General features: G+C 52.5%; 24 protein-coding genes. 5 read left to right on the forward strand and 19 right to left on the reverse strand.

All coding sequences use genetic code 11. The features are described 5' to 3' along the window. Positions 1–126: 126 nt before the first annotated feature. From hemG to pepQ, 4 genes are read right to left on the reverse strand one after another with little or no spacing between them, the layout of a single operon-like run. Positions 127–666 (reverse strand): menaquinone-dependent protoporphyrinogen IX dehydrogenase, encoded by a 540-nt coding sequence (gene hemG, locus AACH44_RS19300; protein ID WP_338659411.1) that lies wholly within the window; start codon positions 664–666, stop codon positions 127–129. Between the two features lie 21 nt (positions 667–687). Beyond that, positions 688–2139 carry a Trk system potassium transporter TrkH gene (gene trkH / locus AACH44_RS19305; protein WP_261849860.1) on the reverse strand — a complete coding sequence of 484 codons (1452 nt, stop codon included), beginning with the start codon at positions 2137–2139 and terminating at the stop codon, positions 688–690. A 42-nt stretch (positions 2140–2181) separates the two neighbouring features. After that, complete coding sequence (locus tag AACH44_RS19310) at positions 2182–2793, reverse strand: IMPACT family protein (RefSeq protein ID WP_039533218.1); 612 nt, start codon at positions 2791–2793, stop codon at positions 2182–2184. Then, positions 2793–4124 (reverse strand): Xaa-Pro dipeptidase, encoded by a 1332-nt coding sequence (gene pepQ, locus AACH44_RS19315; RefSeq protein WP_261849859.1) that lies wholly within the window; start codon positions 4122–4124, stop codon positions 2793–2795. The genes AACH44_RS19310 and pepQ overlap by 1 nt, the downstream gene beginning before the upstream one ends. Positions 4125–4309: 185 nt before the next feature. Here pepQ and fadB point away from each other — a divergent pair, with 185 nt between their 5' ends. Together fadB and fadA are read left to right on the forward strand one after the other, a co-directional pair. Then, entirely contained in the window at positions 4310–6499 is a 2190-nt protein-coding gene (gene fadB / locus AACH44_RS19320) for a fatty acid oxidation complex subunit alpha FadB (protein ID WP_338659412.1), read from the forward strand. Between the two features lie 11 nt (positions 6500–6510). Beyond that, the gene (gene fadA, locus AACH44_RS19325; RefSeq protein WP_261849857.1) at positions 6511–7674 is read left to right on the forward strand and encodes an acetyl-CoA C-acyltransferase FadA; all 1164 of its coding nucleotides are present in this window, start codon (positions 6511–6513) and stop codon (positions 7672–7674) included. 97 nt (positions 7675–7771) lie between these two features. On the opposite strand, the gene fre is transcribed toward fadA, so the two are convergent. Beyond that, the gene (fre, locus tag AACH44_RS19330; RefSeq protein WP_261849856.1) at positions 7772–8473 is read right to left on the reverse strand and encodes an NAD(P)H-flavin reductase; all 702 of its coding nucleotides are present in this window, start codon (positions 8471–8473) and stop codon (positions 7772–7774) included. 49 nt (positions 8474–8522) lie between these two features. After that, complete coding sequence (ubiD, locus tag AACH44_RS19335) at positions 8523–10019, reverse strand: 4-hydroxy-3-polyprenylbenzoate decarboxylase (protein ID WP_261849855.1); 1497 nt, start codon at positions 10017–10019, stop codon at positions 8523–8525. 200 nt (positions 10020–10219) lie between these two features. On the opposite strand from ubiD, the gene rfaH reads away from it, so the two are divergent. Further along, positions 10220–10711: a transcription/translation regulatory transformer protein RfaH gene (gene rfaH / locus AACH44_RS19340; RefSeq protein ID WP_261849854.1), complete on the forward strand. Its 492-nt coding sequence runs from the start codon at positions 10220–10222 to the stop codon at positions 10709–10711. Between the two features lie 59 nt (positions 10712–10770). Here the strand turns inward: rfaH and hemB are convergent, their stop codons facing one another. From hemB to argC, 13 genes are all read right to left on the reverse strand, one after another. After that, a complete protein-coding gene (gene hemB, locus AACH44_RS19345) occupies positions 10771–11793 on the reverse strand; it encodes a porphobilinogen synthase (RefSeq protein WP_261849853.1) in 1023 nt (340 codons plus the stop codon). A gap of 17 nt (positions 11794–11810) precedes the next feature. Continuing rightward, positions 11811–12593 carry a 3'-5' ssDNA/RNA exonuclease TatD gene (tatD, locus tag AACH44_RS19350; RefSeq protein WP_261849852.1) on the reverse strand — a complete coding sequence of 261 codons (783 nt, stop codon included), beginning with the start codon at positions 12591–12593 and terminating at the stop codon, positions 11811–11813. Between the two features lie 96 nt (positions 12594–12689). Continuing rightward, positions 12690–14078 carry a group II intron reverse transcriptase/maturase gene (ltrA, locus tag AACH44_RS19355; RefSeq protein WP_338659413.1) on the reverse strand — a complete coding sequence of 463 codons (1389 nt, stop codon included), beginning with the start codon at positions 14076–14078 and terminating at the stop codon, positions 12690–12692. Between the two features lie 517 nt (positions 14079–14595). Next, positions 14596–15345 carry a Sec-independent protein translocase subunit TatC gene (tatC, locus tag AACH44_RS19360; RefSeq protein ID WP_261849851.1) on the reverse strand — a complete coding sequence of 250 codons (750 nt, stop codon included), beginning with the start codon at positions 15343–15345 and terminating at the stop codon, positions 14596–14598. A 3-nt stretch (positions 15346–15348) separates the two neighbouring features. Then, on the reverse strand, positions 15349–15942 hold the full coding sequence (gene tatB, locus AACH44_RS19365) for a Sec-independent protein translocase protein TatB (protein WP_261849850.1): 594 nt from the start codon (positions 15940–15942) through the stop codon (positions 15349–15351). 3 nt (positions 15943–15945) lie between these two features. After that, entirely contained in the window at positions 15946–16206 is a 261-nt protein-coding gene (gene tatA, locus AACH44_RS19370; protein WP_261849849.1) for a Sec-independent protein translocase subunit TatA, read from the reverse strand. An 81-nt stretch (positions 16207–16287) separates the two neighbouring features. Then, entirely contained in the window at positions 16288–17928 is a 1641-nt protein-coding gene (gene ubiB, locus AACH44_RS19375; protein ID WP_261849848.1) for a ubiquinone biosynthesis regulatory protein kinase UbiB, read from the reverse strand. Continuing rightward, positions 17925–18548: a ubiquinone biosynthesis protein UbiJ gene (gene ubiJ, locus AACH44_RS19380; RefSeq protein WP_261849847.1), complete on the reverse strand. Its 624-nt coding sequence runs from the start codon at positions 18546–18548 to the stop codon at positions 17925–17927. Before ubiJ ends, ubiB begins: the two co-directional genes overlap by 4 nt. 12 nt (positions 18549–18560) lie before the next feature. Continuing rightward, positions 18561–19316 (reverse strand): bifunctional demethylmenaquinone methyltransferase/2-methoxy-6-polyprenyl-1,4-benzoquinol methylase UbiE, encoded by a 756-nt coding sequence (gene ubiE / locus AACH44_RS19385; protein ID WP_005973427.1) that lies wholly within the window; start codon positions 19314–19316, stop codon positions 18561–18563. Positions 19317–19448: 132 nt separating this feature from the next. Next, positions 19449–21011 carry a DNA recombination protein RmuC gene (gene rmuC / locus AACH44_RS19390; protein ID WP_261849846.1) on the reverse strand — a complete coding sequence of 521 codons (1563 nt, stop codon included), beginning with the start codon at positions 21009–21011 and terminating at the stop codon, positions 19449–19451. Between the two features lie 225 nt (positions 21012–21236). After that, positions 21237–22610, reverse strand: a complete 1374-nt coding sequence (gene argH / locus AACH44_RS19395) for an argininosuccinate lyase (protein ID WP_261849845.1) — start codon at positions 22608–22610, stop codon at positions 21237–21239. A gap of 61 nt (positions 22611–22671) precedes the next feature. Then, positions 22672–23445 carry an acetylglutamate kinase gene (argB, locus tag AACH44_RS19400; protein WP_015842151.1) on the reverse strand — a complete coding sequence of 258 codons (774 nt, stop codon included), beginning with the start codon at positions 23443–23445 and terminating at the stop codon, positions 22672–22674. Between the two features lie 37 nt (positions 23446–23482). Next, complete coding sequence (argC, locus tag AACH44_RS19405) at positions 23483–24487, reverse strand: N-acetyl-gamma-glutamyl-phosphate reductase (protein WP_261849844.1); 1005 nt, start codon at positions 24485–24487, stop codon at positions 23483–23485. 202 nt (positions 24488–24689) lie between these two features. On the opposite strand from argC, the gene argE reads away from it, so the two are divergent. Further along, positions 24690–25841 carry an acetylornithine deacetylase gene (argE, locus tag AACH44_RS19410; RefSeq protein WP_261849843.1) on the forward strand — a complete coding sequence of 384 codons (1152 nt, stop codon included), beginning with the start codon at positions 24690–24692 and terminating at the stop codon, positions 25839–25841. Between the two features lie 52 nt (positions 25842–25893). Further along, entirely contained in the window at positions 25894–26607 is a 714-nt protein-coding gene (locus AACH44_RS19415; protein WP_261849842.1) for a GntR family transcriptional regulator, read from the forward strand. Positions 26608–26611: the final 4 nt, after the last annotated feature.

Below are 26611 nucleotides of genomic sequence, written 5' to 3' on the forward strand. Positions count from 1 at the left end.
ATCGCGTGCCGCTGTTGCCGTGTCAGTGGAGGCGGATTATAGGGACTTCTCGCACGCTGACAAGTGCTAAATGCAAAATAATTACCGAGTGAGTTTTTTTTCAGCAAAGCGCATTAAAAGACAGCGTTATGCCGGGTTTTTCGCCACTAATTGAGCGAAATCTTGTGCGAAACGGGCAACCTGCTGCCAGTCCGTATATTCAATTTCTTTCGTGCTATCCGTTTCGCCGCCCGTCATACGCATAATAAGCTGAATCATTACCCGATCGAACCAACGATAACGCGGATAACGCAGGGCACCCGCGAACACACAACACAGATCGGGTTGCCAAGGGGAATTCAGCAAAAATTTACGCGTATAGGCATTGGTTTGTATTGTGCGCTTTTCTGGCTTACGCGCAGTGAGGTTCACGGAAAAGAATGCGCTGGGTAGCTGTTGCAGAGAAGTCAGATGCTTATGGATAAATTGATTTACCACAGGATGAAAGCGCCCGTACCGAATCGACGCCCCAATCAGGACCCGATCGTATTGGCTCAGATCGATATCATTCGCATTGAGTACGTTAACCACATCGCACTCCAAGGTTCCTTTCAGCGTATTCGCAATAGAGGAGGCAATCGCTCTTGTTTGCCCATCCCGACTCGAAAACACGATCAAAGCTTTCATTGTTCTTTATCCTTATGGGGACTATTCCCGCCAGAAGGTTGGCGTAAACAGCACTAAAAGCGTGAAGACTTCTAAACGACCAAACAGCATTGTCAGTATCAGAATCCATTTTGCCGCATCATTCATCGAGGTAAAATTCTCCGCGACAACCCCCAGCCCCGGCCCCAGGTTATTCAATGTGGCGGCGACCGCCGCAAACGCAGAGAAATCATCAACGCCTGTCGCAATGACGGCTAGCATACTGACAATAAAAACCAGTGCATACGCGGAAAAGAATCCCCACACGGCTTCAAGAATACGTTCTGGCAGCGCCCGATGGCCCAATTTAATGGTGTAAACCGCATTCGGGTGTACTAAACGCTTAAGCTCACGCGATCCTTGTAAGAAAAGCAGCAGGATACGAATCACTTTCAAGCCGCCCCCGGTTGAGCCCGCACACCCGCCAATAAACGCGGAACACAGAAGCAAAACCGGCAGAAAAAGCGGCCACGATGCAATGCTATCCGTCGTAAACCCTGCCGTTGTCGCCATCGAGACAACCTGGAAAAATGCCTGATTGATCGTCTGCATTCCGCTGTCATAAACGTGGTGGAACCACAGAACCATCGTACACACGGCCACCAGCGACAGTTGAACAAAAATGAACATGCGGAATTCTGGGTCACGCCAGTATACCTTCAGGCTGCGGCCGCTCAGCAGGGCAAAGTGCAAACCAAAGTTACAGCCGGAAATCAGCAGGAATATCGCGATGATGGTGTTAATCGTTGGGCTATTAAAATAGCCGATACTCGCATCATGAGTAGAGAACCCCCCAACGGACACCGTAGAGAAACTGTGCCCAATTGCATCAAATATCGGCATGCCAGCCAGCCAAAGCGCGACGGCACAGGCAATCGTAAGTAAGAGATAAATCAGCCACAGCGTTTTTGCCGTATCGGCAATACGCGGGCGCATTTTGTTTTCCTTCAGCGGCCCCGGCATTTCTGCACGATAAAGCTGCATCCCACCGACACCAAGAATCGGCAGGATAGCAACGGCGAGTACGATGATCCCCATCCCGCCAAACCATTGCAGCATTTGTCGATAAAACAGAATGGCTTTAGGCAGTGAATCCAACCCGACCAGCGTAGTGGCGCCCGTTGTCGTTAACCCAGAGAACGATTCGAAAAAAGCATCCGTTACGCCCAAATTAGGATGTTCAGCAAACAGGAAAGGCAGCGCACCGACGCTGCCCAGCACCGTCCAGAAGAGGACTACAATCAGGAATCCTTCACGAGATTTCAGTTCATGCTTCTGTTTTCGGTTTGGTAGCCACAGCATGATGCCAATCGCCAACGCGACAATAAATGTCTGCGTAAACGCCCGGCCTGCGCCATCACGGTAAATTAACGCCACCAGTCCGGGAATAACCATCGTCCCGGAAAAAAGGATAACCAATTGGCCGACAATACGGGTTATGGCGCGCAAGTGCATCGCAGGGAATTCCTTAATGATTCATAAAAAGCGCTGGGATTATTATGGAACCGGCAATAAATGCAACGCACCGCGACTTAAATCACGTAATTTCGTTGCCGCTTCTTCGGTTCCCCTTACGGGGATAGAGAACCGCAATACAACTTCCACGCCATATTCACTATGCAGCACTTTCCCGCCAAGCTGGAAAATCAGGGATTCAACCTGAGGCAACAGCGCATAGTCACAGTGTAAGCCATACTCTTTTTGCAATACTTTCTCTTGTAGCGATATCAGTTTCAGCGCTTGCTGAACACCACCGCCATAAGCCTTCACTAACCCGCCAGTGCCCAGCGGGATGCCGCCATAGTAACGCACCACTACTGCCGTAATCTCACCGATACCGCTTCCCATCAACTGTGACAACATCGGTTTGCCCGCCGTGCCGGATGGCTCGCCATCGTCAGAAAAACCAAGCTGCTGGGAATCGTCGGGCGCACCTGCAACAAACGCCCAGCAGTGATGCCCCGCCGAGGCATGCTCTTCCCGGACGTGCTGGATAAACGCTTTTGCCGCGTCGATTCCCGGCGTTGCCGCCAGGATCGTCGTAAAGCGGCTTTTCTTGATTTCCTCGCTGAAGCTCACTGGCGCAGCAGGAACGGGATACGCTTGCATCAGGCCAGATTCAGGTCGCGCGTCATGTTCTCCACACGCCCTTCATGAATGACAATATTATCTTCGATACGGATACCGCCAAACAGTTTCAACGCCTCGATTTTTTGCCAGTCAAAGTACTGACTCAATTCGCCCTCACGCCACGGAGCAAGCAAGGATTCGATGAAATAGATTCCCGGCTCGATCGTCATGACCATGCCAGGTTCAAGCACGCGGGTACAACGCAGGTAAGGATGCTGCGACGGCGCAGCCAAGTGTGTACCGCGATCGTCTTGCATAAATCCGGCGACATCATGCACTTGCAAGCCCAGCGGGTGACCAAGACCATGTGGCAGAAAAGGCGATGTGAGCCCCTGCTCCACCATGGCTTCTTCGCTGATATCCCGCACCAACTGATGCGATTTCAGCAGCTTCGCAATCCGCTGATGCATCTGAATATGGTAATCGGTATAACGCACGCCCGCCTGAACGGTATCAATCAATGAAAGCATTTCCTGATTGAGATCTTTAATCAGCAGGGCAAACGCGCCATCGCTCTGTGCGGAATAGGTACGCGTAAGATCGGCGGCATAGCCGTTATATTCCGCCCCTGCATCAATCAGGAAGCTGCGGACATCGGAAGGCACCTGATGATCGAGCTGGGTATAGTGCAACACCGCCGCATGTTCATTGAGCGCGATGATATTGCCGTAAGGGACATCGATATCACGATGACCAGTGGCCGTCAGATACGCCAGATTAATATCGAATTCGCTCATGCCGGACAGAAATGCTTCATGCGCGGCACGATGACCGATAACCGCGGTCTTCTGCGCTTCACGCATGCAGGCCAATTCGTAATCTGTTTTGTAAGCGCGATGATAGTGCAGGTAATCCAGCACGCCCTGAGGATTGATATTATCCGCACGAATGCCCAAATCCTGCGCACGCTGCGGGGCGTAGCCGATATAGGCAACACGATCGCGCTGCGATGGAAGCAGTTGCCCGATATCATCGGCATTCCGTAGCACGGTAATCTCAATCTCTTCAGTCCAGAAACTCTCGGGGACTGGCGCAACGTTATGCCAGTAATCGACTGGCGAATAGAACCACAGCTTCGGCGGATTAACGCCGTCAACCCAGAGCCAGCAGTTCGGCACCTGCGTGACGGGCACCCACGCTTTAAACTGCGGGTTAACTTTGAAAGGATAGTAGTGATCGTCGAGAAAAACGGTCAACAGCTCACCAGAGTGAATCAGTAATGCGTCAAGCTGATGGCGCGCTAAAACCGCCTGAGCACGCGTTTGCAGCGTCGCCAGATGGTGATGATATAAAGAAGCCAGCTTTTCCATGAGTATCCTTGTACGTCACGACATGATCCCTTCATTTTAACACAGGCATTCCCCAAGGGCAGCGTCCGGTGCTTTGTGATCGATTCGGCAAAAAATTAATCTCTCGTTTGCAAAAAATTAACATTAAAACCACAATTCGATTATCTGGTCATACCAGATCACTCACACAAACAGCGGAGATGAACATGCTTTATCAAGGTGAATCCCTCTACCTTAACTGGCTTGAGGACGGCATTGTCGAGCTGGTATTTTCTGCCTCAGGCTTCGTAAACAAGCTAGATACCCGCACGGTTGCCAGCCTGGGTAAGGCGCTGGACGTTCTGGCGGAACAGCCGAACCTGAAGGGCTTACTGTTACGCTCTGACAAACCGGCATTTATTGTCGGTGCCGACATCACGGAATTCCTTTCTCTTTTTGCAGTACCGGCCGAAAAGCTGCATGAATGGCTTGTCTTCGCCAACCGCATTTTCAGCCGCCTTGAGGATTTACCCGTTCCCACACTGTCCGCAATCAATAGCTATGCGTTGGGCGGTGGGTGTGAGTGCGTACTGGCAACCGACTTTCGTTTAGCAACGACGGATGCACGCATCGGGCTGCCTGAGACCAAACTGGGGATTATGCCGGGCTTTGGCGGCACAGTCAGGCTACCACGCCTGTTGGGAGCCGACAGCGCGCTAGAGATCATCGCCGCAGGCAAAGATATCAGCGCAGCCGATGCCTTAAAAGTGGGACTCGTGCAGGCCGTTGTCGCCAATGACAAACTTGTTCCCGCTGCCATCAAGATGTTGAAACAGGCGATTGACGGCTCACTGGACTGGCAGGCTTACCGACGTCCGAAACTTGCCCTGCTGAAGCTCAATAAGATTGAAGCCATGATGAGCTTTACCACCGCCAAAGCGATGGTGCTGCAAACCGCTGGCAAGCACTATCCCGCACCGATGCTAGCGGTAAAAACCATCGAGGCCGCCGCGACTATGACGCGCGACGACGCATTGCAGCTCGAAACGCAGCATTTCGTTCAACTGGCGCGTTCAAATGAAGCTCGCGCCCTCGTTGGCATTTTCCTAAACGATCAATATGTTAAAGGCAAAGCGAAGAAACTGATTGGCGAGACATCCGTGCCGCAGCAGGCCGCCGTGCTAGGTGCTGGCATTATGGGTGGCGGCATTGCCTATCAATCCGCGTTCAAAGGCGTGCCGATTCGGATGAAAGATATCAATGAGAAGCCGCTCGCGCTGGGGATGAATGAGGCAGCCAAGCTACTGAATAAACAGATGGAGCGCGGCAAGCTGGACGGAATGAAAATGGCGACGATTCTGGCGAGCATTCAGCCAACGTTGGATTACGCCGGGTTCGAGCGCACTGACATCGTCGTTGAAGCCGTGGTTGAGAACCCGAAAATCAAAGCCAGCGTATTAGCGGAAGTCGAATCGCACGTTAACGAGAAGACGATTCTGGCGTCGAATACCTCAACCATCCCGATTGCTACGCTGGCGACATCGTTAAAACGACCGCAAAACTTCTGCGGAATGCACTTCTTCAACCCGGTGCATCGCATGCCATTGGTCGAAATTATTCGCGGCCCTAAAACCAGCGATAGCACCATCGCCAGCGTGGTGGCTTACGCCAGCAAGATGGGCAAAACACCGATAGTCGTGAACGACTGCCCCGGATTCTTCGTGAATCGGGTGCTGTTCCCCTACTTTGCTGCATTCAGCCTACTGCTCAGAGACGGTGCCGATTTCCGTGAGATCGATAACGTCATGGAGAAAAAATTCGGCTGGCCGATGGGCCCCGCCTATCTGCTGGATGTGGTTGGCATTGATACCGCTCACCATGCCCAGGCTGTGATGGCAGAGGGCTTCCCACAGCGCATGGCGAAAGATTATCACGATGCGATTGATGTACTGTTTGAACACCAGCGCTTCGGACAGAAGAATGGCCACGGCTTCTATCGTTATCAAACCGATGGCAAAGGGAAACTGCGTAAAGAGCAGGATGACGCTGTAGATACGTTCCTTCAGGACATCAGCCAACCGAGAAAAACATTCAGCGCGGAAGAGATTATCGCTCGCATGATGATTCCGATGGTTAATGAAGTCGCGCGCTGTCTGGAAGAAGGTATCGTCGCCAGCCCTGCCGAAGCAGACATGGCGCTGGTGTACGGGTTAGGTTTCCCACCCTTCCACGGTGGAGCCTGCCGCTATCTGGATACATTAGGCAGCCAACGTTATGTCGAGATGGCGCAACAGTTGGCGCACCTCGGTGCAATCTATCAAGTGCCAAGCGACTTACAGCAAAAGGCCAAAAGTAATGAAGGCTATTATCCATCGGTCGCGCCACACGCGGGCGTTTCTTACGGTCAACCGGCATGAGGACAGGAAATATGGAAAAGGTAGTGATTGTTGATGCCGTACGCACGCCGATGGGACGATCCAAAGGCGGAGCCTTCCGTCAGGTGAGAGCCGAAGACCTGTCCGCGCACCTGATGCGCAGCTTATTAAGCCGTAACGCAGCGCTAGACGCCCATGAGATCGACGATATCTATTGGGGATGTGTACAGCAAACACTGGAGCAAGGCTTCAACGTGGCTCGCAATGCCGCGTTGCTGGCTGAAATCCCGATGAATGTCCCCGCGACCACGGTTAACCGACTGTGCGGTTCCTCCATGCAGGCGCTTCACGATGCTGCCCGCGCGATTATGGTCGGTGACGCGAACGTCTGCTTAATCGGTGGTGTTGAGCATATGGGACATGTGCCGATGAATCATGGCGTCGATTTTCATCCGGGGCTAAGCCGCACCATAGCTAAAGCCGCAGGAATGATGGGGCTGACGGCCGAAATGCTAGCACGTATGCACAATATTGGTCGTGAGATGCAGGATCAATTCGCCGCCCGCTCACACCAGCGAGCGTACAACGCCACCCAATCTGGCGCATTCCGTCATGAAATCATCCCCACGACGGGGCATGACGCAGACGGCGCGCTGCAACGTTTCGATTATGATGAAGTGATTCGTCCAGACACCACCGTCGATAGCCTTGCCGCACTCAAACCAGCATTTGATCCGGTTAACGGCACGGTGACAGCAGGGTCATCCTCAGCGTTGTCCGACGGCGCAGCGGCCATGTTGATCATGAGCGAATCCCGTGCGGCATCGTTAGGGCTACCCGTGCGAGCACGCATTCGGGCGATGGCCGTGGTGGGCTGCGGTCCGTCGATTATGGGTTACGGCCCCGTCCCGGCGACCAAACTGGCGCTGAAACGAGCAGGGTTGAGCCTCACCGATATCGGTATCTTTGAGCTGAATGAAGCATTCGCCGCCCAGACGCTGCCCTGTATTAAAGATCTGGGTCTATTGGAACAGCTTGATGAAAAGATCAATCTCAACGGCGGCGCGATTGCGCTGGGTCACCCGCTCGGCTGCTCAGGCGCACGTATCTCTACTACGTTGATTAATCTGATGGAAAGTCGCGATACCCAGTTTGGCGTGGCAACGATGTGTATCGGGTTAGGACAAGGTATTGCAACCGTGTTTGAGCGCGTCTAAACACAGGAAAGCGCTGTCAGAGGACGGCTAGAAACCAAAAATCCCACAGCCGTGGGATTTTCATTTTTACTGCTGATGTCTTACTGCATCGACCATTTCAAATAAACGAAAACGCGTCGCCGAACATATGGGCAGCCAGCGCACCGCGCTCATTACAAAAACGCTCACGCGCAATTTTCGCCATTTCAAAGCGCCCGGCAATGTAAATATCCTGTTCTGCCAGTGAACCGTAATCCTGCAAGACCGCGCTCAGAACGGTGCCCGTTCTGCCATTCCACCCTTCTTCCGGCTGTTCGACTACCGGCACCACACGCAGAGTCGGGTGCTTAGCCGCAAACCCCTCAAGCTCCGTTAAGTCATACAGATGCTGGGATTCACGTCCGCCCCAGTAAATGGAGATATCGCGCTCAGGTTGCTGTGCCAGCGCGGTCAGAAGAATAGAACGCACATACGAAAACCCCGTTCCGCCCGCAATCAATACCAGCGGTCGCGTACTCTCCTCTCGCAGCCAGGCTTCACCATGCGGAATATCGACCGTCAGGTTTTTTTCCTTGTGAATACGTTCCATCACGGCCATCGCGTAAAGGTTCAGTTCGGACGCCCCAATATGCAACTCAATAAAATCTTTATCCATCGGGGTTGATGCCAGTGAGAAAGGGCGTTTATCTCGGTCGCCCATCACCACCATCAAATATTGGCCAGCCCGAAAGGAAAAAGGCGCTTCAGGTAACAAACGAACGCGATAAACCGTATCGGTTATGGCTTCGACCGAAGTCACTTTACAGCTCAATGTTGTCATGCATTCCCTCTATAGGGTCATAAAAGCAAAACTGAGAACAGAGCAGGCGTTAACGCTGGGGCTCTCTGTCACTAAAAATGGCCAATTCGTCCCATATTTCATCAATGCGGGCACAAACCTGCGGGTCTTTCTTAATGGGGTGTCCCCACTCACGCTGCGTTTCGCCAGGCCATTTATTGGTGGCATCCAGACCCATTTTTGAACCGAGGCCAGAGACCGGCGAGGCGAAATCAAGATAGTCTATCGGCGTGTTTTCCACTAATACCGTATCGCGCGCCGGGTCCATACGCGTCGTGATCGCCCAGATCACGTCTTTCCAGTCGCGCGCGTTAACGTCATCATCGCAGACAATAACAAATTTCGTATACATGAACTGGCGTAAAAAAGACCAGACGCCCATCATGACGCGTTTCGCATGGCCCGCGTACTGTTTCTTCATGGTAACGACCGCCAGACGGTAAGAGCAACCCTCCGGTGGCAAATAAAAATCGACAATCTCAGGAAACTGCTTTTGCAGGATTGGTACAAAAACTTCATTCAACGCCACACCGAGTACCGCGGGCTCATCCGGCGGACGCCCGGTGTAAGTCGAGTGATAAATGGCATTTTGGCGTTGAGTAATATGTGTGACGGTAAAGACCGGAAAGTGATCAACTTCATTGTAATAGCCAGTATGGTCACCATACGGCCCTTCTGCCGCCATTTCTCCCGGCTCAATATAGCCTTCCAGCACAATTTCGGCACTGGCGGGGACTTCTAAATCGTTCGACAGGCACTTCACCACTTCAGTCTTATGCCCACGCAGCAACCCCGCAAAGGCATATTCTGACAGCGTGTCGGGGACAGGTGTCACCGCACCGAGGATCGTCGCTGGGTCAGCCCCCAGCGCGACAGCAACGGGAAAACGCTGCCCCGGATGTTCCTGACACCACTCCTGAAAATCCAGTGCGCCGCCGCGATGCGATAGCCAGCGCATAATCAGTTTGTTTTTATCCAGCACCTGCTGGCGATAGATCCCCAGATTCTGCCGCTCTTTATGCGGCCCCCGCGTCACGGTAAGTCCCCAGGTAATCAGCGGCGCAGCATCTTCCGGCCAGCACTGCATCACCGGAATTCGACGCAGATCAACATCATCACCTTGCCAAATCTGTTCCTGACACGGTGCAGAAGATAACCGCTTCGTCGGCATATTCAGTACTTGACGAAACTTCGGCATTTTATCTACCAGATCGCGGAACCCTTTCGGCGGCTCTGGCTCTTTCAAAAATGCCAGCAGTTTGCCTACGTCTCGCAATGCGCTGACCTCTTCCTGTCCCATTCCCAATGCAACACGTTTCGGCGTACCAAATAAATTGCACAGCACCGGCATGTCATAGCCTTTGGGGTTCTCAAACAGGAGGGCTGGACCTTCCGCACGCAGCGTCCGGTCGGCAATTTCCGTCATTTCAAGGTAGGGATCGATGGGCTGGGTAATGCGTTTCAACTCCCCTCTCTCTTCCAGCAGTGAGAGGAATTCGCGTAAGTCACGGTATTTCATGCTATTCATCGGAGGCAGTCTATCGTTCTGGCTATTATAAAGTCTCTTAGCCAACCTGTCGCTTCCCGCAATGCCTATTTATGGCAAGAATCTAATCACCATCAAGAATTCGCTTGTCATAATGTGGTAGCAAAAATATTTGCCGAAAATTTTTTATCCTTGCTCGCTTTTGTTATGCTTGCGCGTCGGAATCATAAGTCTGCGAAATTATGGAAGCCTGGTACTTACTGTATTGTAAACGTGGTCAACTGCTGCGAGCGAAAGAGCATCTGGAACATCAGGATGTCACCTGTGTGAGCCCGATGATCACATTGGATAAGATCGTTCGTGGTAAACGGACGGAAGTGTGTGAGCCGTTGTTCCCGAACTACCTGTTTGTGGAGTTCGATCCCGAACGCATCCACACCACCACCATCAGCGCGACGCGTGGGGTGAGTAACTTTGTGCGATTTGGCGCACTACCGGCGACCATTCCGCAACAGGTTATCGATGAATTATCACTTCGCTCTATGCAAGAGATCATCATTGACCCGTTAACGCCACAACCCGGTGATAGCGTAGTGATAACCGATGGTGTCTTCTCTGGTCTTCAGGCTATCTACACCGAACCTGATGGTGAAGCTCGCTCAATGTTATTGCTGAATATGCTAAACAAGCAGGTCAAACACAGCATAGATAACCGAGAATTTCGTAAAACCTAGTCCAACACCGCCTTATTGCTCTATCCGGCGCATTTATAACACGCCGGATGAGAACGGGCCTAGCGTTGCATATGCTGATCCTGCAGCCACTGTGCGACACGCTTAGCAAAATAGGTCAGCACTCCATCTGCACCCGCGCGTTTAAAGCACAACAGAGACTCCATCACGACGGGTTGCTCCTGCAACCAACCATTCTGAATTGCTGCCATGTGCATCGCATATTCGCCAGATACCTGATAAGCAAACGTCGGCACGCCGAACGACTCTTTGACGCGACGCACCACGTCCAGATAAGGCATCCCCGGTTTGACCATCACCATATCCGCGCCTTCCTGCAAATCCTGTGCAATTTCCTGCAAAGCTTCATCGCTGTTGGCCGGGTCCATCTGGTAGGTTTTCTTGTTGCCACCTTTCAGGTTACCCGCTGAGCCCACGGCGTCACGGAAAGGTCCGTAATAGCACGATGCATATTTAGCCGAGTACGCCATGATCTGGGTATTGATCAGGTTTTGTGCTTCAAGGGTGTCACGAATCGCGCCGATGCGGCCATCCATCATGTCGCTGGGCGCAATAATTTCTGCGCCGGCTTCTGCATGGGACAGCGCCTGACGTACCAAAATCTCTTTGGTGACGTCGTTAATCACATAACCATCCGCATCGATAATCCCGTCCTGCCCATGTGTAGTATAGGGATCGAGCGCCACATCCGTCAGCAACCCCAGCTCAGGAACAGCGTCTTTCAGCGCGCGGATCGTGCGAGGAACCAGACCATCCGGGTTATAGGCTTCTTCGGCATAGAGTGATTTTTTATCCGCTTCAATGACGGGGAACAGTGACAGCACCGGAACGCCGAGCTTAGCGATCTCTTCGGCCTCTTTCAAAAGCACGTCGATAGTCATCCGGTATACCCCCGGCATTGAGGGAACTTCCTGACGATGATTTTTCCCTTCCATCACGAAAACGGGATAAATCAAATCATTCACCGTCAGTTGATTTTCAGCAACCAGGCGACGGCTGAAATCATGGCGGCGAATACGGCGCATACGTCGGCCGGGGAACGTGCCGGGAAAAGCAGTGCTCATGTCATTATTCTCCTGAATCAGGCCAGCCGGAAAACCCGGCGGGCATTTTCATCTGTAACCTGCCCCAACCACGTGGAATCTTCTCCACGCCACGCCGCAATTTGGCGAATAATATGAGGCAGATAACAGGGTTCGTTACGGCGAGAGGCCGGTTTAGGGCGTAAATCCCGAGGTAACAGATAGGGTGCATCGGTTTCCACCAACAGCCGATCGGCAGGAATATGCGGCAATAAGGTTCGCAGCTCAAGTCCGCGACGCTCATCGCAAACACAGCCGGTAATGCCGATCATCAGCCCCGCAGCCAGACACTCATCCAATTCATGACGGTTACCGGTAAAGCAGTGAACCACAGCGGCAGGTAACTGATTCAGCCAGGGAGTCAACAGAGAAATAAAGCGGGAATGGGCATCGCGGCAGTGAAGGAAAACGGGCATAGACAGCTCAGCAGCAATCGCCAGCTGTGCGCTAAATGCCCGTTCCTGTTCTTCTGGCGTCGAGAAGTTACGGTTGAAATCCAACCCGCATTCGCCAATGGCAACCACGCAGACAGCATTTGCCATGTGGTGAATCTGTTCGGCAACAGCGTCATTCCATTGGCTGGCATCATGCGGATGAACACCCGCCGTTGACCAACAGTAATCGGGATAGGCTTGCGCCAGTAACATCGCCTGATGGCTTTCCTGAACATTGGTTCCGGTGATCAAGGCACCACTGACCCCCGCTTGCATTGCCCGGATGACGACCTGATCCCGGTCTTTTGCAAACTGATAACTGGTTAGGTTGACACCGATATCAAACATGACTTTCACTCTGGCGAATAATCGAGTAGGAGGCGAGATTACTCCCGCCGTCCTCTCACACCACCGTACGTGCGGTTCCGCATACGGCGGTTCATGTTAACTCTGGAACTGCCGTTGCTGCTCCACTAGTGATATCAAGCCGAGTCGTCTGAACTGCGCCGTCTTTATCGCATCATTCATGTGACTCGACCCCGCGTTCCACCACGCTCCTCGCTGGTTACTCGCCGACCTCCACGCTCGCTTTTCACACAAGCCCGCTCGCATTAGCATTCGGGCTCGCGTATACGTTCGTTTCCATTGCCGCCACAGTAGACTGCGCAGTTTACGCCTGACCCAGCCGTCAATCTTCTCCAGAACTCCTTTTACTTCCGTGTATCTGAAGTAGCTCATCCAGCCTCGCAGTATCGGTGTGAGTTCATTGATTACGCCTTTCACTGATTTCGTCGCGTGCCCTGTCGTCAGGCTACGGATCTTCTCCTTCAGCCTCTCGACACTGCTCCCTGCGATCTTCAGTCGGGTCTGTTTGTGCCGTGTCACGCTGTATCCCAGGAACTTACGCTCCCACGGTCGCGACACCGAACTCTTCTGCTCATTGACCTTTAGCTTCAGTATGTCTCTCAGGTACACCCTGATTGCCCTAAAGATATGCTCGCCTGCTTTGCGACTGCTCACGTAAATGTTGCAGTCATCCGCATAGCGACAGAAGCTGTGACCTCGACGCTCCAGTTCTTTATCCAGTTCATCCAGCAGAATGTTCGACAGTAGCGGCGACAACGGTCCGCCCTGCGGCATTCCCTTACCTCGCTTCTCTGTCTCGCACCCGTTCGTCATTTCCGCTTCAAGGTAGCGACGTATCAGTTTCAACAGCCGTTTATCCCTGACATGCCTCGCCAGACGTGACATCAAAATGTCATGATCCACCCGGTCAAAGAACTTTTCCAGATCCAGATCGACCACCCAGCGTTTCCCGCTTTGTATGTAGCGCTGTGCCTGTTGCACTGCCTGCCACGCATTGCGGTTACTTCTGAACCCGTAACTCGATTCGCAGAAGTGCGGCTCCACGACCGGACTGAGTTGTTGTGCTATCGCCTGCTGGATAAGCCTGTCCACTACCGTCGGGATACCCAGGGTTCTCACGCCGCCGTCCGGCTTTGGGATATCCACTCTGCGTATCGCCTGCGGCTGGTAGGCGCCCGTAATCAATGCCTGCCTGATACTCGCCCAGTTCTGTTTCAGCCACGGCTTCAACTCCGTCACTTTCAGGTTATCTACCCCTGCCGCGCCGTTGTTTTCCACCACGCGCTGATAGGCCAGCATCAGGTTCTCTCTCGTTATCACCGTTTCCATCGTCAACGGCATTTCCGCTTTCGTTTGCCCACCGACCGCCGTGGGGATTTCAGCACCCTCATGCAGCACTGACGGATACTGTCCGTCTCCTCTGCCGCTGGCCGCAGTGCTCTGCGCTTGTGCCTCATTAATTCCCATCGAGTATCGGTGTCCTAATCACGGTTAATCATGTTCAGCCCTTCATGCTGCCAGTTATGCAGCACTACTACGGCTTCGGCTGACTGCTGCACGTTCATCCCGTCGCCTCTCGACGCTCGGTAGCCCTGAAGCAAACGTGCAGCCCTCCCGGGGTAATTCGCGCGACCTTCCTGCTTATGCCTGTCAGCTTTACGTCACAGCGTTCTGTGCAAGTATTGGGCTTTGATGATATTTGCCACCTTACCCCGCTGTGCCGCCTAAACTGCTTCCTGTTCGTCAGGCCAGCATTTTGCCTTCAGCTTCCTTCAGATCCCACCTCGCGGTGGGCACCCTTGCCGTTCGGCTAACACTTCCCCTTGCCGGGTGTGTAGAGGACTTTCACCGCCAAGTCGCCCCTTGACCACTACAGTCAACGGACAGCGCCCGTCAAGGCGCTACGCGCCATGCCCGGCGCACAAAAATAAGACCTCTCAAAGAGAGGTCATTTTACCGTCCTGCCGCAGGGAACTGTTCGTTACTACGATGGCTCTTCCGTCTCAGCCCGTCGGCCTTTGCCAACATAAAACCGCGCGAAGAAGACACCGATCTCAAACAGTAGATACATCGGAATCGCCAGTAGCGTCTGTGAGAAAACGTCCGGCGGCGTCAGCAGCATCCCGACAACGAATGCGCCCACCAAAATATAAGGCCGCTTTTTCTTCAGGTCTTCTGGCGTCACCACACCACTCCAGCAGAGCAGTACAATGGCAACGGGCACCTCAAACGATACGCCAAACGCCATGAACAGCGCCATAACAAAATCGAGGTAGTTATTGATGTCGGTCGCGATCAACACGCCAACAGGTGCCGTTTTCGCGAAAAAACCGAACGCCAGCGGGAACACCACAAAGTACGCAAATGCCATGCCCGAATAAAACAGCAGGCTGCTGGATACCAGCAACGGCATCATGAGGCGACGCTCGTGTTTATATAGAGCAGGAGCCACAAATGCCCACACCTGATACAGCACCAACGGCGCGGCGACAAATACTGAGACAATCATCGTCAGCTTTATCGGCGTAAAGAAAGGCGAGGCGACATCCGTCGCGATCATGCTAGCACCGGCAGGTAACTGCTCGATGAGCGGCGCAGAAACCACTTGGTAAATGTCATTGGCAAAGAACACCAGCACAACAAATACCGCCAGCACACAGAGAATGCTGTTCAGTAGCCGCTTGCGTAGCTCAATCAGGTGGCTAATTAGCGGTTGAGTATCTTCATCGGCCATAAACTAACGACTATCGCTCGGTTGGCGGGCAGAAACAGCAGAAGACTGGGACTGCTCAGGTTTGACATTATCGTTGCCGACAGCTTCATCACTCGTAGCATTGCGGCCATCATGGTGATGTTCAGCAGCAGTACCGTTTTCAGATTTAGGTTGGCTGTCTGCCGGACGTACTGCGGTTTCCGCTTCAATCACCCCGTCGTAGGCCGCTTCGGGATCGTTCAGCCGGGTATTGTGTTGCGGTTCCATCGTCACACTATGCCCATCCAATTTTTGGTGGTCATCTGATTTTTGCAGTGACAATGGCTCGGTATAGCCACGTTTCATCGCGTCTGCTGCTTCTTTGAGTTCATCCATTGAGGCTTTCAACTCAGGCGACAGATTCTGCAAACTGGCTTTTTCGACTTTCTTCAGGCTTTCCTGAAACTCCTGGAGTTTCAGCTCCTGCGACAGTTCATTCTGAACCGTAGACGCCAGCGAACGCAGCGTCCTGATCCAACTTGCAACCGTTCTGACTGCCACAGGCAAGCGCTCGGGTCCGAGAACAATCAGGCCGAGGACCATCACCAATAGCAATTCACCAAAACCGATATCGAACACAGATTACACCTGCTCTTTATGCTGGCTCTTCGTGTCGCTCTGCTTAACGTCTGATTGGTTGTCAGCGATAGACTTGGTAGAGAAATCAGCATCTGGCTGCGTTTTATCTGCACTAGTGGACGACTGATCGTCACCCATCGCTTTCTTAAAACCCTTGATTGACGCGCCCAAATCCGAACCCAGAGTTCTCAGTTTCTTAGTTCCGAACAGCAAGATGACGATAACTGCGATAATCAGCAGGTTCCAGAGACTAATACCACCCATAATATTTACCTCTTTGCAAAAGGGGAACGACAGAATTCTCGTTATTATATCGGTTAATTCTGACGTGCATCATGATCTGTTTCAACGAGTTCGACGCCAGCCGATAATCCAGACAACTATTCCTGCTGCCATCAACCCTGCGGGAACCATATCGGCTTCAACACAGCTGATAAGTAACAACGTACCACTGATTAGCAGGGTTGCGCCAATACCCAAAAGATATCGTGACTGCCCTTGACGCGCCTGCTGCGTTTTCAACTCATGGGTCAACTTATCAACACTTTGTTTTAACATCTTATTCTGACGCAATCCGTCATAAAACAGTTCAGGGATTTCCGGCAATTTCTCAGCCCAAAACGGTGCTTTTTCTTTGAGTGCACGGAAAACCGCAGGTAAACCGACCTGTTGCTTCAGCCAGCTCTCCAGAAACGGCTTGGCGGTTTTCCACAGGTCAAGCTGCGGATAAAGCTGCCGACCAACGCCTTCAATATACAGCAGCGTTTTTTGCAGTAACACCAACTGAGGCTGTACTTCCATATTGAAGCGACGCGCCGTATTAAACAAATTCAATAATACATGGCCGAACGAAATTTCTGCCAACGGCTTCTCAAAGATCGGTTCACAGACTGTACGAATAGCAAATTCAAAATCTGCCACATTAGTGTCCGCCGGCACCCACCCCGAGTCCACATGCAGCTCGGCAACTTTACGATAATCACGGTTGAAAAACGCGATGAAATTCTCAGCCAAATAGCGCTTATCTTCTTTATTCAACGAACCGACAATACCGCAATCAATACCGATGTATTGCGGATCTTCCGGATGCTCGTGGCTAATAAAGATATTGCCGGGATGCATATCCGCATGGAAGAAACTGTCGCGAAAGACCTGCGTGAAGAAAACCTGAACGCCGCGTTCCGCCAGTAACTTCATGTCCGTGCCATTGGCTTTCAGCGCATCGACATCAGAAACAGGAATACCGTAGATTCGCTCCATCACCAGCATGCTTTCGCTGCAATAATCCGAATAAATTTCCGGCACATACAGCATTGGGCTGTTATCAAAATTACGCCGTAGCTGGATGGCATTCGCCGCTTCGCGCAACAGGTTCAGCTCATCAAGCAGCGTTTTTTCGTATTCCAGCACCACTTCGCGTGGGCGCAAGCGGCGACCATCCGGCAACAGACGGGGCAACCAGCCAGCCAGACGTTTCATCAGGCGCATATCTGCCTTGATAACCGGCAGAATATCCGGGCGGATCACCTTGATAACAATCTCTTTTCCCGTACTTTTCAGGCGTGCGGTATGAACCTGCGCAATCGAGGCAGAGGCCAGCGGTTTAATGTCGAAATCGTCAAACCACGCTTCCAAAGGGATTCCCCCCATCGACAGCTCAATTTGCTCACGCGCCAGTTTGCCGTCAAACGGTTCAACCTGATCCTGCAACATCGCTAACTGATCGGCGATAGCAGGCGGGAACAGATCGCGACGCGTCGACATCATTTGCCCGAACTTAATCCACACGGGTCCCAGTTCCTGAAGCGCCAAACGCAGACGCTCCCCTAAAGGCATATTGAGGTGACGATTAGGTAACCAGAACAGCAGGCGACGCCCCGCGCGCAGCGGAAACGTCAGACGCATTTTAGGAATGAGTTCATCCAGACCATAGCTCAACAACACACGCACAATACTGTAAAGACGGCGTAATTCACCAGGCGTCATCGTAAAGCCTCCAGCTTAGCCAGCCGTTCGGACAGCATGTCGGCGGATTTATCCAGTGCAATAATTTCCTCATGGAACCAAGCATTTTCCAATTTTCCCGGCGCTAATCGCCACTCTTCCGTTAACGTCTCGGACAAGAAATGTTGTTGCTGGTGTGATGACCGTCTCAAGAAACTAAAGGTTTTCTGTGCTGTCTGGCTAAGCCCCTGAGCAACAATATCGCCCAGATAAGGGGACAACCATTCCGCCGGATCGAACTCCGCCAGATCGCACAGCGCGATGAACTGTTGAACGACTTGAATATCACCTTCAATAACCAGTTCACCGCTGCGCATCAACGATGATAGCTGTTGACGATCGCGCAATTTCATTAAAACCGGAACGCGTGTTTTCAAACGACAGTCGGCCAATTCGCCCCACTGGCTGACCACATCCAGCCGCTGTTCGCTAAACACCAGCACCAGGGGAGCATCCAGTTCAGCCAGTTCGATCTGGAGTGTTTTCCCCTGTAAGCGCTGACGGGCAGACTTCATGCTTCGATCGCAAGAAACCGTGTCGTGAAAAAGCAGCTGATTCAGCGCGGTTTCCAGCGTAGCAGTCAGAAAAGACGTTATCAGCATTGGCGTTTCCAATCAGAATTTAAACCCACGGTGCAGCGCAACGATTCCACCAGTGAGGTTGAAGTAATTAACGCTGTCAAAACCGGCATCGCTCATCATCCCTTTCAGCGTTTCCTGATCGGGGTGCATGCGGATAGATTCCGCCAGATAGCGGTAGCTTCCGGCATCGCTTGCCACGGCTTCGCCAATCCTCGGCAGGATATGAAATGAATACGCATCGTAAACGGTGCTTAGTTGTTTAATCACAGGCTTGGAAAACTCCAACACCAGCAACCGACCACCGGGCTTCAGAACGCGGTACATAGAACGCAGCGCTTTGTTCTTGTCCGTCACGTTACGTAAACCAAAGGAGATAGTAATACAGTCGAAGAAATCATCGGGGAACGGCAGCGCTTCTGCATTGGCCTGCACGTAGTTGATATTGTCGATAATGCCTTTGTTACGCAGTTTCTCGCGACCGACTTTCAGCATTGATGCGTTGATGTCCGCCAGAATAACTTCACCGCCTTCACCAACCATGCGGGAAAATTTAGCGGTTAAATCCCCTGTTCCTCCGGCAAGATCCAGAACGCGCTGGTTACGCCTTACCCCACTACATTCAATAGTGAAACGCTTCCAGATACGGTGGATACCGAAAGACATCAGGTCATTCATCAGGTCATACTTTGCTGCTACAGAATGAAAAACCTCAGCCACCATGACTTCTTTTTCATCCCTGGCGACAGTCCGAAAACCAAAGTCGGCCGTATTCTCCTGCTCACTTGCCATCTTATCCGCCTACTATTTCAGTCAAATTTCGGGTCTACCCATTAATGGTGAGAGTGTACCAGACCCAGATAAAAACCCCACTGCACTAATTTCGCAGTGCATAAGTGCCAAGCCCGCGAAATCCATATCTATTTAGTACGAATGAGTACCGGTAGCGAAGGGGGTTTCCCCTTCTTCACCCTCCGTTTTCACGGTTGATGAAACGGCGTCGGGTGCTACGGCATCCGGTAATTCATCGCGTTCAGTGTGCTCATGGGCCGTTGCTTTTTCTGCTAATGACGGGCTGATCGTGCGTTTAATTTCTACGCCCAGCGTACGAAACCCCTCAGCCTGGCCAATAAGGTTACCACGCCCAGAGGAAAGTTTATTCATCGCCTGACGATAAGTGCCCTGCGCTTTATCCAGACTCTGCCCCAGCGCTTCCATGTCGTCGACGAACAGCCGCAGCTTATCGTACAACCGCGAGGCTTTTTCGGCGATCTGCTGTGCATTGCGGCTCTGTTGTTCATAGCGCCATAAATTGTTGATGGTGCGTAATGCCACCAGCAGCGTGGTTGGGCTGACCAGCATAATATTGTTCTTCAGCGCCTCGTTGATCAATTCAGGCTGACGATCGATAGCGACCAGAAAAGCAGGCTCAACGGGAATAAACATCAGCACGTAGTCTAGTGAACGCAGCCCTGGAAGCTGCTGATAATCTTTGCTGCTAAGTTGCCGAATATGGTTGCGAACCGAGAGTAAATGTTCGTTCAGCGCTACGCTACGCTCTACGTCATCGTCACTATTGAAATAGCGCTCGTAGGCCACCAACGACATCTTGGCATCGATCACGACATCTTTGCCCTGCGGTAAACGCACGATGACATCCGGCTGCAAGCGGCTATTTGCCCCCGTTTGTACGCTGACCTGCGTTTGATATTCATAGCCTTCACGCAGACCGGAGGCTTCCAGCACGCGGCTTAACACGACTTCTCCCCAATTGCCCTGTGTCTTATTGTCGCCCTTCAGTGCTTTCGTCAGGTTGATGGCTTCATGTGCCATCTGCGCGTTCAGCTGTTGCAGATTGCGGATTTCATGCGCCAACGTGTGACGTTCGCGCGCTTCCGCGCCAAAGCTGTCCTGCACCTGACGGCGGAACCCATCAAGCTGCTCACGCAGCGGCATCAGCAGCTTATCCAGACTCTGTTTATTTTGTTCATCCACTTTACGACCACTGTGCTCAAAAATCCGGTTTGCCAGATTCTCAAACTGCGTCGTCAACCGCTGTTCGCTGTTTGCCAGCAGTCGCTGCTTCTCTTCCGCCGCCATCCGGGTTTCCTCCAGCCGAATAGTGACTTCCCGCAGCTCCGCTTCCTGCGCGCTATTGATTTCACGTAGCGTTCGCAATTCCTGATTTAACTGCGCACACTCCTCACGGAGTTCACCGAGCTGTTGCAGCTTTTCATGGCTGGCAGAGAGCTGAGCATGAACCGTGCGCAGCTCTAGCTCGTTTTGCCGCAGCCGCTGTTCGTCCTGCTGCTTTGCCTGCTGCTGCTCGCTGAGTGACTGTTGAGCCTGCTGCAATGTCTGCGCCAGCAAGCGCTGTTCAGTGTCATGCTGCGACAGCTTCTGCTGATGAATCAGACTGGCAACCAACCACCCGATCAGTAACCCGACCGCACTGCCACCCAGACCATAAAATATGCTGATATCCACTTTGCCTCCGCAGGCCTTTCACGCTGTCGCTCAAGGTAAAATGATACTGTATGGATGTCCAGAAACAATTCTGATGGGGAAGACGCTGAGCTGAAAAATGCGAGCCGCATTCCAGATGAACATGGATAGATGATAATTTGTAGAAGAATTAGATGGGTGACGCAGAAATCCCCCCCAACGCGAAACACCACGCTGGGGGGAACGGCTTAGACCTATTCCAGTGGCTTAATCTAAGCGCTGTTTCGCATCATCAATCGCTTTAGCGACCTGCTGCGGTGATACCCCACCCTGTGCAGCACGTTTATCCAGACAGGATTGCAACGCCAGAATCGGGTATACATCCTCGCCAATCACGGCGCTGAATTTTTGCAGATCGGCCAACGGCAGTGCTTCCAACGCTTTGCCCTGACGAATGGCTTCAACTACCGCTTCGCCCACGATATGGTGCGCTTCACGGAACGGAACGCCTTTCGCGACCAGATAGTCTGCCAGTTCTGTTGAATTTGCGTAGCCTTGCTCGGCCGCTTCTTTACAGCGCGGACGTTTCACCTGAATACCTTCCAGCACCAGACTTGCCATCATCAGGCAATCGTGCCAGGTATCCAACGCATCAAATAGCCCTTCTTTGTCTTCCTGCATGTCCTTGTTATACGCCAGCGGCAGACCTTTGAGCGTCATCATCATGCCGGTCAATGCCCCCTGTACGCGGCCACATTTACCGCGAATCAGCTCCAGCGCATCCGGGTTTTTCTTCTGCGGCATCAGGGAAGAACCGGATGTCACACGGTCAGACAGCTCAACGAACGCCGCTTCACCACTGTTGAAGAAGATCAAATCTTCGGCAAAACGCGACAGGTGGATCATACCGATCGAGGCGTCGGACAGCAGTTCCAGTACATGATCGCGATCGGAAACCGTGTCCAGGCTATTGCGCGTAGCTGAGGCAAATCCCAGCCAGCCCGCCAGTTGCTCACGGTCAATCGGATAAGCCGTTCCTGCCAGCGCGCCACAGCCCAGTGGGCTGACATCCAGACGCTTCAGCGTATCTTCCAGACGGCTTTCATCTCGCACTAGCATTTCATGATAGGCCAGACACCAGTGTGCAAACGTCACCGGCTGTGCGCGCTGCAAGTGGGTGTAACCCGGCATCACGGCATCCTGATTCGCTTCTGCCGTTGTGACCAGCGCCTGACGCAGCTGGCGTACTGACAGCAGCAGCTCGGCAATCTGTGCTTTGCACCACAGCTTCAGGTCGGTTGCGACCTGATCGTTACGGCTACGACCGGTATGCAGTTTTTTACCCAAATCGCCGACTTTCTCAATCAGGCGCAGCTCAACCCAACTGTGAATGTCTTCTGCATCGCTTTGCAGGATCATTTCAGGATCGGCTTGCACCTCAACCAGCAGCGCATTCAGCGCCTGTTCCAGCTGCTGCTGCTCCTGCTCGCTAAGCACATTGACCGTCACCAACGCTTTCGACCAACCGATCGAGCCAACGATGTCCTGCTCCGCCAGACGGTAATCAAACCGCAGTGAGTCATTAAATTGTTTAAAACGCTGATCTGCTGCCTGACTAAACCGACCGCCCCACAAAGCCATAACTCTTACTCCCAGAATTTAATTCATATTGGTATCGCATCATGCCATACCCAGAAACGACTTACGCCAGAATACGCGTGCCAATCGCCACGCCATTGAACAGCGCAGGTAGCTGCTCAGCATGACGCCAGCTGGCGATATCAACCGGACGACCCAGCGCACGAGCGGCATCCAACGCGGCGTTGACCTTAACAATCATGCCATCGGTGATGATGCCTTGAGCAATCAGTTGTTCGGCTTTTTCCGCCGTCATTTCGGCGATACGCTGGCCTTTACCGTCCAGAATGCCGCTCACGTCAGACAGCAAGATTAAATCCGCGCCCAGCGTTTGCGCCAGCGCCGTCGCCGCCTGATCGGCGTTGACGTTCATCAGGTCGCCCTGCGCCGTAATGCCAATGGAGCTAACGACAGGCAGATAGCCTGCTGACAGCAGCGTATTCAGCAGCGCAGGTGAACCTGCTTCCGCTTTACCCACAAAGCCCAGAGCTTCGTCTAACTGCGTAACCGTCGTACTGCCACCATCACCCAGACACAAACCGACTGCGTTGATATCATGCTTTTTCGCCCATGACAGTAGCGTCTTGTTGGCAGAACCCGCCAACGCACCGGTGATGATGTCGATCTGATCGGCAGGCGTGACGCGCAGGCCGTTTTTCTTCACGACAGGCAGCGACAGTTTCTTCATCAGGTCATCCACCAGACAGCCGCCGCCGTGCACAATCACCAGCGGGCGCTGATGCTCCTGACGGTAAGCCACCAGCGCAGTGAACAGACGTTCCAGCGCTTCTTCGCTATCCAGTAAAACGCCACCTAACTTGATAATTAACGGATTCATTATGCTTCGCGCCTCGAAATGTCGGGACCAGTAGTGATTAAATTAATGATTGGGTTTCAGGGAAACCAAAACGAATGTTCATGCATTGCACCGCCTGCGCCGCCGCGCCTTTCAGCAGGTTATCTTCGGTTGCCACCACGATGAGGTGCTCACCGTCAACGGAGAAACCGATATCGCAGAACGGCAGGCCGACAACGGATTTCAGCGCCGGGACACCCTTATCATACAGGCGCACCAGTGGCTTATCGTGATAGGCCGTGTGGTAAGCTTCCGCGATATCCTGCTGGGTGACGCCAGGTTGCAGACGACAGGTGATGGTCGCCAGTATTCCACGCGCAAAATTACCGAGATGCGGCGTGAAGATCACCGGCGTACCGAGATGCGTTGAAATTTCAACACCATGGCGGTGGTTGAAAATGCCATACGGTTGCAGGCTGACTTCACAGAAGCTGCTGGTCAGCGATGCTTTGCGCCCCGCCCCGCTCACGCCGCTCACGGCATTAATTACTGGCCACTGTGCCGAATTCAGCAGTTGAGCATCCAGCAGCGGCTTGAGTGACAGTTGTGCGACTGTCGGGTAGCAGCCAGGTACAGCAATCAGTTGTGCTTGCTTCACGCTCTCAGCATTCCATTCAGCCAAACCGTATACCGCCTGAACCAGCCAGTCCGCATGCTGGTGTTCAAACCCATAATAACGGGTATAGATATCAATATCCTGCACGCGAAACGCGCCGGATAAATCAAAGACAGTGCAGCCAGCAGCCAGAAAAACCGGAGCCAAATCGTGGCTGACTTTATGGTCGGTCGCCAAAAAAACGACATCCACACCTTTTGCCGCGTCTTCAACATCGGCCAGCGGTTTTACCGGAATATCGATGATGCCTTTGAGCTGCGGATGTAAATCAGAAATCAATTTTCCTGCATCGACACTTTGCGCAGAAACCATCAAAGCGGTTATGTTCATCTGTGGGTGACGGTTCAGGTAGAGCGCAAGCTCAGCGCCAGTATAACCACTTGCACCAACAATCAGCGTATTCAGCATGGGATCCGTATACCTTCTTATTTATCTATGGAACAGGTAATAGGGTTCACCAGCGTCGGTACGCTGTTCACCCGCGAAACTCAGTGAAAGTGACAAATCGTCATCGCCGCACCTTTGGGTTTCCTTTCGCTGAGCATTATTGTATTTTTATTCAAAATAAATGCATGAATATTGATACTATCCTAACCAGAGGCTGTCAACAGTGAAGATGAATTTACCCCCTTTTATTGAGCTATATCGGGCATTGATCGCCACACCGTCCATCAGCGCCACCGACAGCGCGCTCGATCAAAGTAATCATACCTTAATCAACCTGCTGGCAGGCTGGTTCGGCGATCTCGGCTTCCATGTGGAAGTCCAACCCGTTCCTGGCACCCTCAATAAATTTAATATGCTGGCGCGGATTGGTGAAGGAAAAGGTGGCTTATTGTTGGCAGGGCATACCGACACCGTCCCGTTCGACGATGGCCGTTGGACGCGCGATCCCTTCACGCTGACTGAACACGACAACAAGCTGTACGGTCTGGGTACAGCGGATATGAAAGGATTCTTTGCCTTTATTCTGGATGCCTTACGCGATATCGATCCGACCAAACTCACGAAACCGTTCTACGTGCTGGCAACGGCGGATGAAGAGACGACCATGGCCGGTGCCAAATATTTCTCCGAATCGACGCAGATTCGCCCAGACTGCGCCATTATCGGTGAACCGACTTCACTGCAACCGGTGCGTGCCCACAAAGGCCATATGTCCAACGCGATCCGCATTCAGGGACAATCCGGCCACTCCAGCGATCCGTCGCGCGGCGTGAACGCGATTGAGCTGATGCACGAAGCGATTTCCCACTTGCTGGTGCTGCGTAACACGCTACAGGAACGCTATCACAACCCCATTTTCCACATTCCTTATCCCACAATGAATCTCGGCCACATTCACGGCGGCGATGCCGCTAACCGCATCTGCGGCTGCTGTGAACTGCATATGGATATTCGCCCGTTGCCGGGTATTACGCTTAACGATCTGGACGGGCTGCTGTCAGAAGCGCTTGCGCCCGTCAGCCAGCGTTGGCCGGGACGCTTGACCATCAGCGAGCTGCATCCACCGATTCCCGGCTATGAGTGCCCACCGGATCACCGTTTGGTATCCGTCGTGGAGAATCTGCTGGGGACGAAAACGGAAATCGTGAATTACTGTACCGAAGCACCGTTTATTCAGACGCTGTGTCCGACGCTGGTCTTAGGGCCAGGCTCGATCGAGCAGGCACACCAGCCGGACGAATATATCGATACCGCGTTTATCAAACCGACGCGGGAACTGATTTCGCAGGTTATTCATCACTTCTGCCACCACTGATTCGATGCAAACGACCCAGCCAGCCACGCTGGCAGGGCTATTTGAGACAGCCATGAAAAAGAAAGATTTCATCGCGCAGGATTTACTGAGCAAAATCTATCAGCACACCGATCCGCTGCCGGAAAAGCTGCCACCAGAACGTCAATTGGCGGAAGAATACGGCGTGTCACGCTTCACTATTCGTCAGGCGCTGGAAAAGCTTGCCAGTATCGGCGCGATCCATATGGTGCAAGGATCTGGTAACTTTATTAATCAGAACGTTCGCAGTAATCCATTGGTTTATAACTCGATTACCGAAAAGAAATTTACTCAGATTTCATCTCGCCTGCTTAGTCTACATAAACGGCTGCCAAGCCGAGAGGAGCAGCAGATATTTGCTATCGGCGAAAATTCGTTCATCTGGGAATTCAGCCGCTTACGTTATGTCGATAACCGCAAAGTACAGATTGAGATATCGAAAATGCCTGCCGCAGACTTCCCGGAAATGAGTCAGAAGATCATTGAAGGCTCTATTCAGCAGTATGTGCTCAGCAAGGGCTATGCGATTTCACACTACCTGACACATTATCAGGCGGTTAATATCACGAAAGCACAGGCTGAGCTGCTGGATTGCAAGAAAGGTACGGCGGCGATGCATATTCTTAATCGCGGTATTTTACAGGGCGGCCGTGTGTACGAATCGAGCGATATCATCGACATCAACTACACCTGTACCTATGTCATCCCCTTCAACCGCGATAACCTGAATTTCCGCCAGTCGCCTTAATGCT

Origin of the sequence: Pectobacterium araliae, assembly GCF_037076465.1 — a bacterium.
Classification (GTDB): Bacteria; Pseudomonadota; Gammaproteobacteria; order Enterobacterales; family Enterobacteriaceae; genus Pectobacterium; species Pectobacterium araliae.

What these genes read in the sequence shown, in the direction of transcription:
- hemG (WP_338659411.1), bottom strand. Translation starts at nt 666, where the DNA reads ATGAAAGCTTTGATCGTGTTTTCGAGTCGGGATGGGCAAACAAGAGCG.
- trkH (WP_261849860.1), bottom strand. Translation starts at nt 2,139, where the DNA reads ATGCACTTGCGCGCCATAACCCGTATTGTCGGCCAATTGGTTATCCTT.
- AACH44_RS19310 (WP_039533218.1), bottom strand. Translation starts at nt 2,793, where the DNA reads ATGCAAGCGTATCCCGTTCCTGCTGCGCCAGTGAGCTTCAGCGAGGAA.
- pepQ (WP_261849859.1), bottom strand. Translation starts at nt 4,124, where the DNA reads ATGGAAAAGCTGGCTTCTTTATATCATCACCATCTGGCGACGCTGCAA.
- fadB (WP_338659412.1), top strand. Translation starts at nt 4,310, where the DNA reads ATGCTTTATCAAGGTGAATCCCTCTACCTTAACTGGCTTGAGGACGGC.
- fadA (WP_261849857.1), top strand. Translation starts at nt 6,511, where the DNA reads ATGGAAAAGGTAGTGATTGTTGATGCCGTACGCACGCCGATGGGACGA.
- fre (WP_261849856.1), bottom strand. Translation starts at nt 8,473, where the DNA reads ATGACAACATTGAGCTGTAAAGTGACTTCGGTCGAAGCCATAACCGAT.
- ubiD (WP_261849855.1), bottom strand. Translation starts at nt 10,019, where the DNA reads ATGAATAGCATGAAATACCGTGACTTACGCGAATTCCTCTCACTGCTG.
- rfaH (WP_261849854.1), top strand. Translation starts at nt 10,220, where the DNA reads ATGGAAGCCTGGTACTTACTGTATTGTAAACGTGGTCAACTGCTGCGA.
- hemB (WP_261849853.1), bottom strand. Translation starts at nt 11,793, where the DNA reads ATGAGCACTGCTTTTCCCGGCACGTTCCCCGGCCGACGTATGCGCCGT.
- tatD (WP_261849852.1), bottom strand. Translation starts at nt 12,593, where the DNA reads ATGTTTGATATCGGTGTCAACCTAACCAGTTATCAGTTTGCAAAAGAC.
- ltrA (WP_338659413.1), bottom strand. Translation starts at nt 14,078, where the DNA reads ATGGGAATTAATGAGGCACAAGCGCAGAGCACTGCGGCCAGCGGCAGA.
- tatC (WP_261849851.1), bottom strand. Translation starts at nt 15,345, where the DNA reads ATGGCCGATGAAGATACTCAACCGCTAATTAGCCACCTGATTGAGCTA.
- tatA (WP_261849849.1), bottom strand. Translation starts at nt 16,206, where the DNA reads ATGGGTGGTATTAGTCTCTGGAACCTGCTGATTATCGCAGTTATCGTC.
- ubiB (WP_261849848.1), bottom strand. Translation starts at nt 17,928, where the DNA reads ATGACGCCTGGTGAATTACGCCGTCTTTACAGTATTGTGCGTGTGTTG.
- ubiJ (WP_261849847.1), bottom strand. Translation starts at nt 18,548, where the DNA reads ATGCTGATAACGTCTTTTCTGACTGCTACGCTGGAAACCGCGCTGAAT.
- ubiE (WP_005973427.1), bottom strand. Translation starts at nt 19,316, where the DNA reads ATGGCAAGTGAGCAGGAGAATACGGCCGACTTTGGTTTTCGGACTGTC.
- argH (WP_261849845.1), bottom strand. Translation starts at nt 22,610, where the DNA reads ATGGCTTTGTGGGGCGGTCGGTTTAGTCAGGCAGCAGATCAGCGTTTT.
- argB (WP_015842151.1), bottom strand. Translation starts at nt 23,445, where the DNA reads ATGAATCCGTTAATTATCAAGTTAGGTGGCGTTTTACTGGATAGCGAA.
- argC (WP_261849844.1), bottom strand. Translation starts at nt 24,487, where the DNA reads ATGCTGAATACGCTGATTGTTGGTGCAAGTGGTTATACTGGCGCTGAG.
- AACH44_RS19415 (WP_261849842.1), top strand. Translation starts at nt 25,894, where the DNA reads ATGAAAAAGAAAGATTTCATCGCGCAGGATTTACTGAGCAAAATCTAT.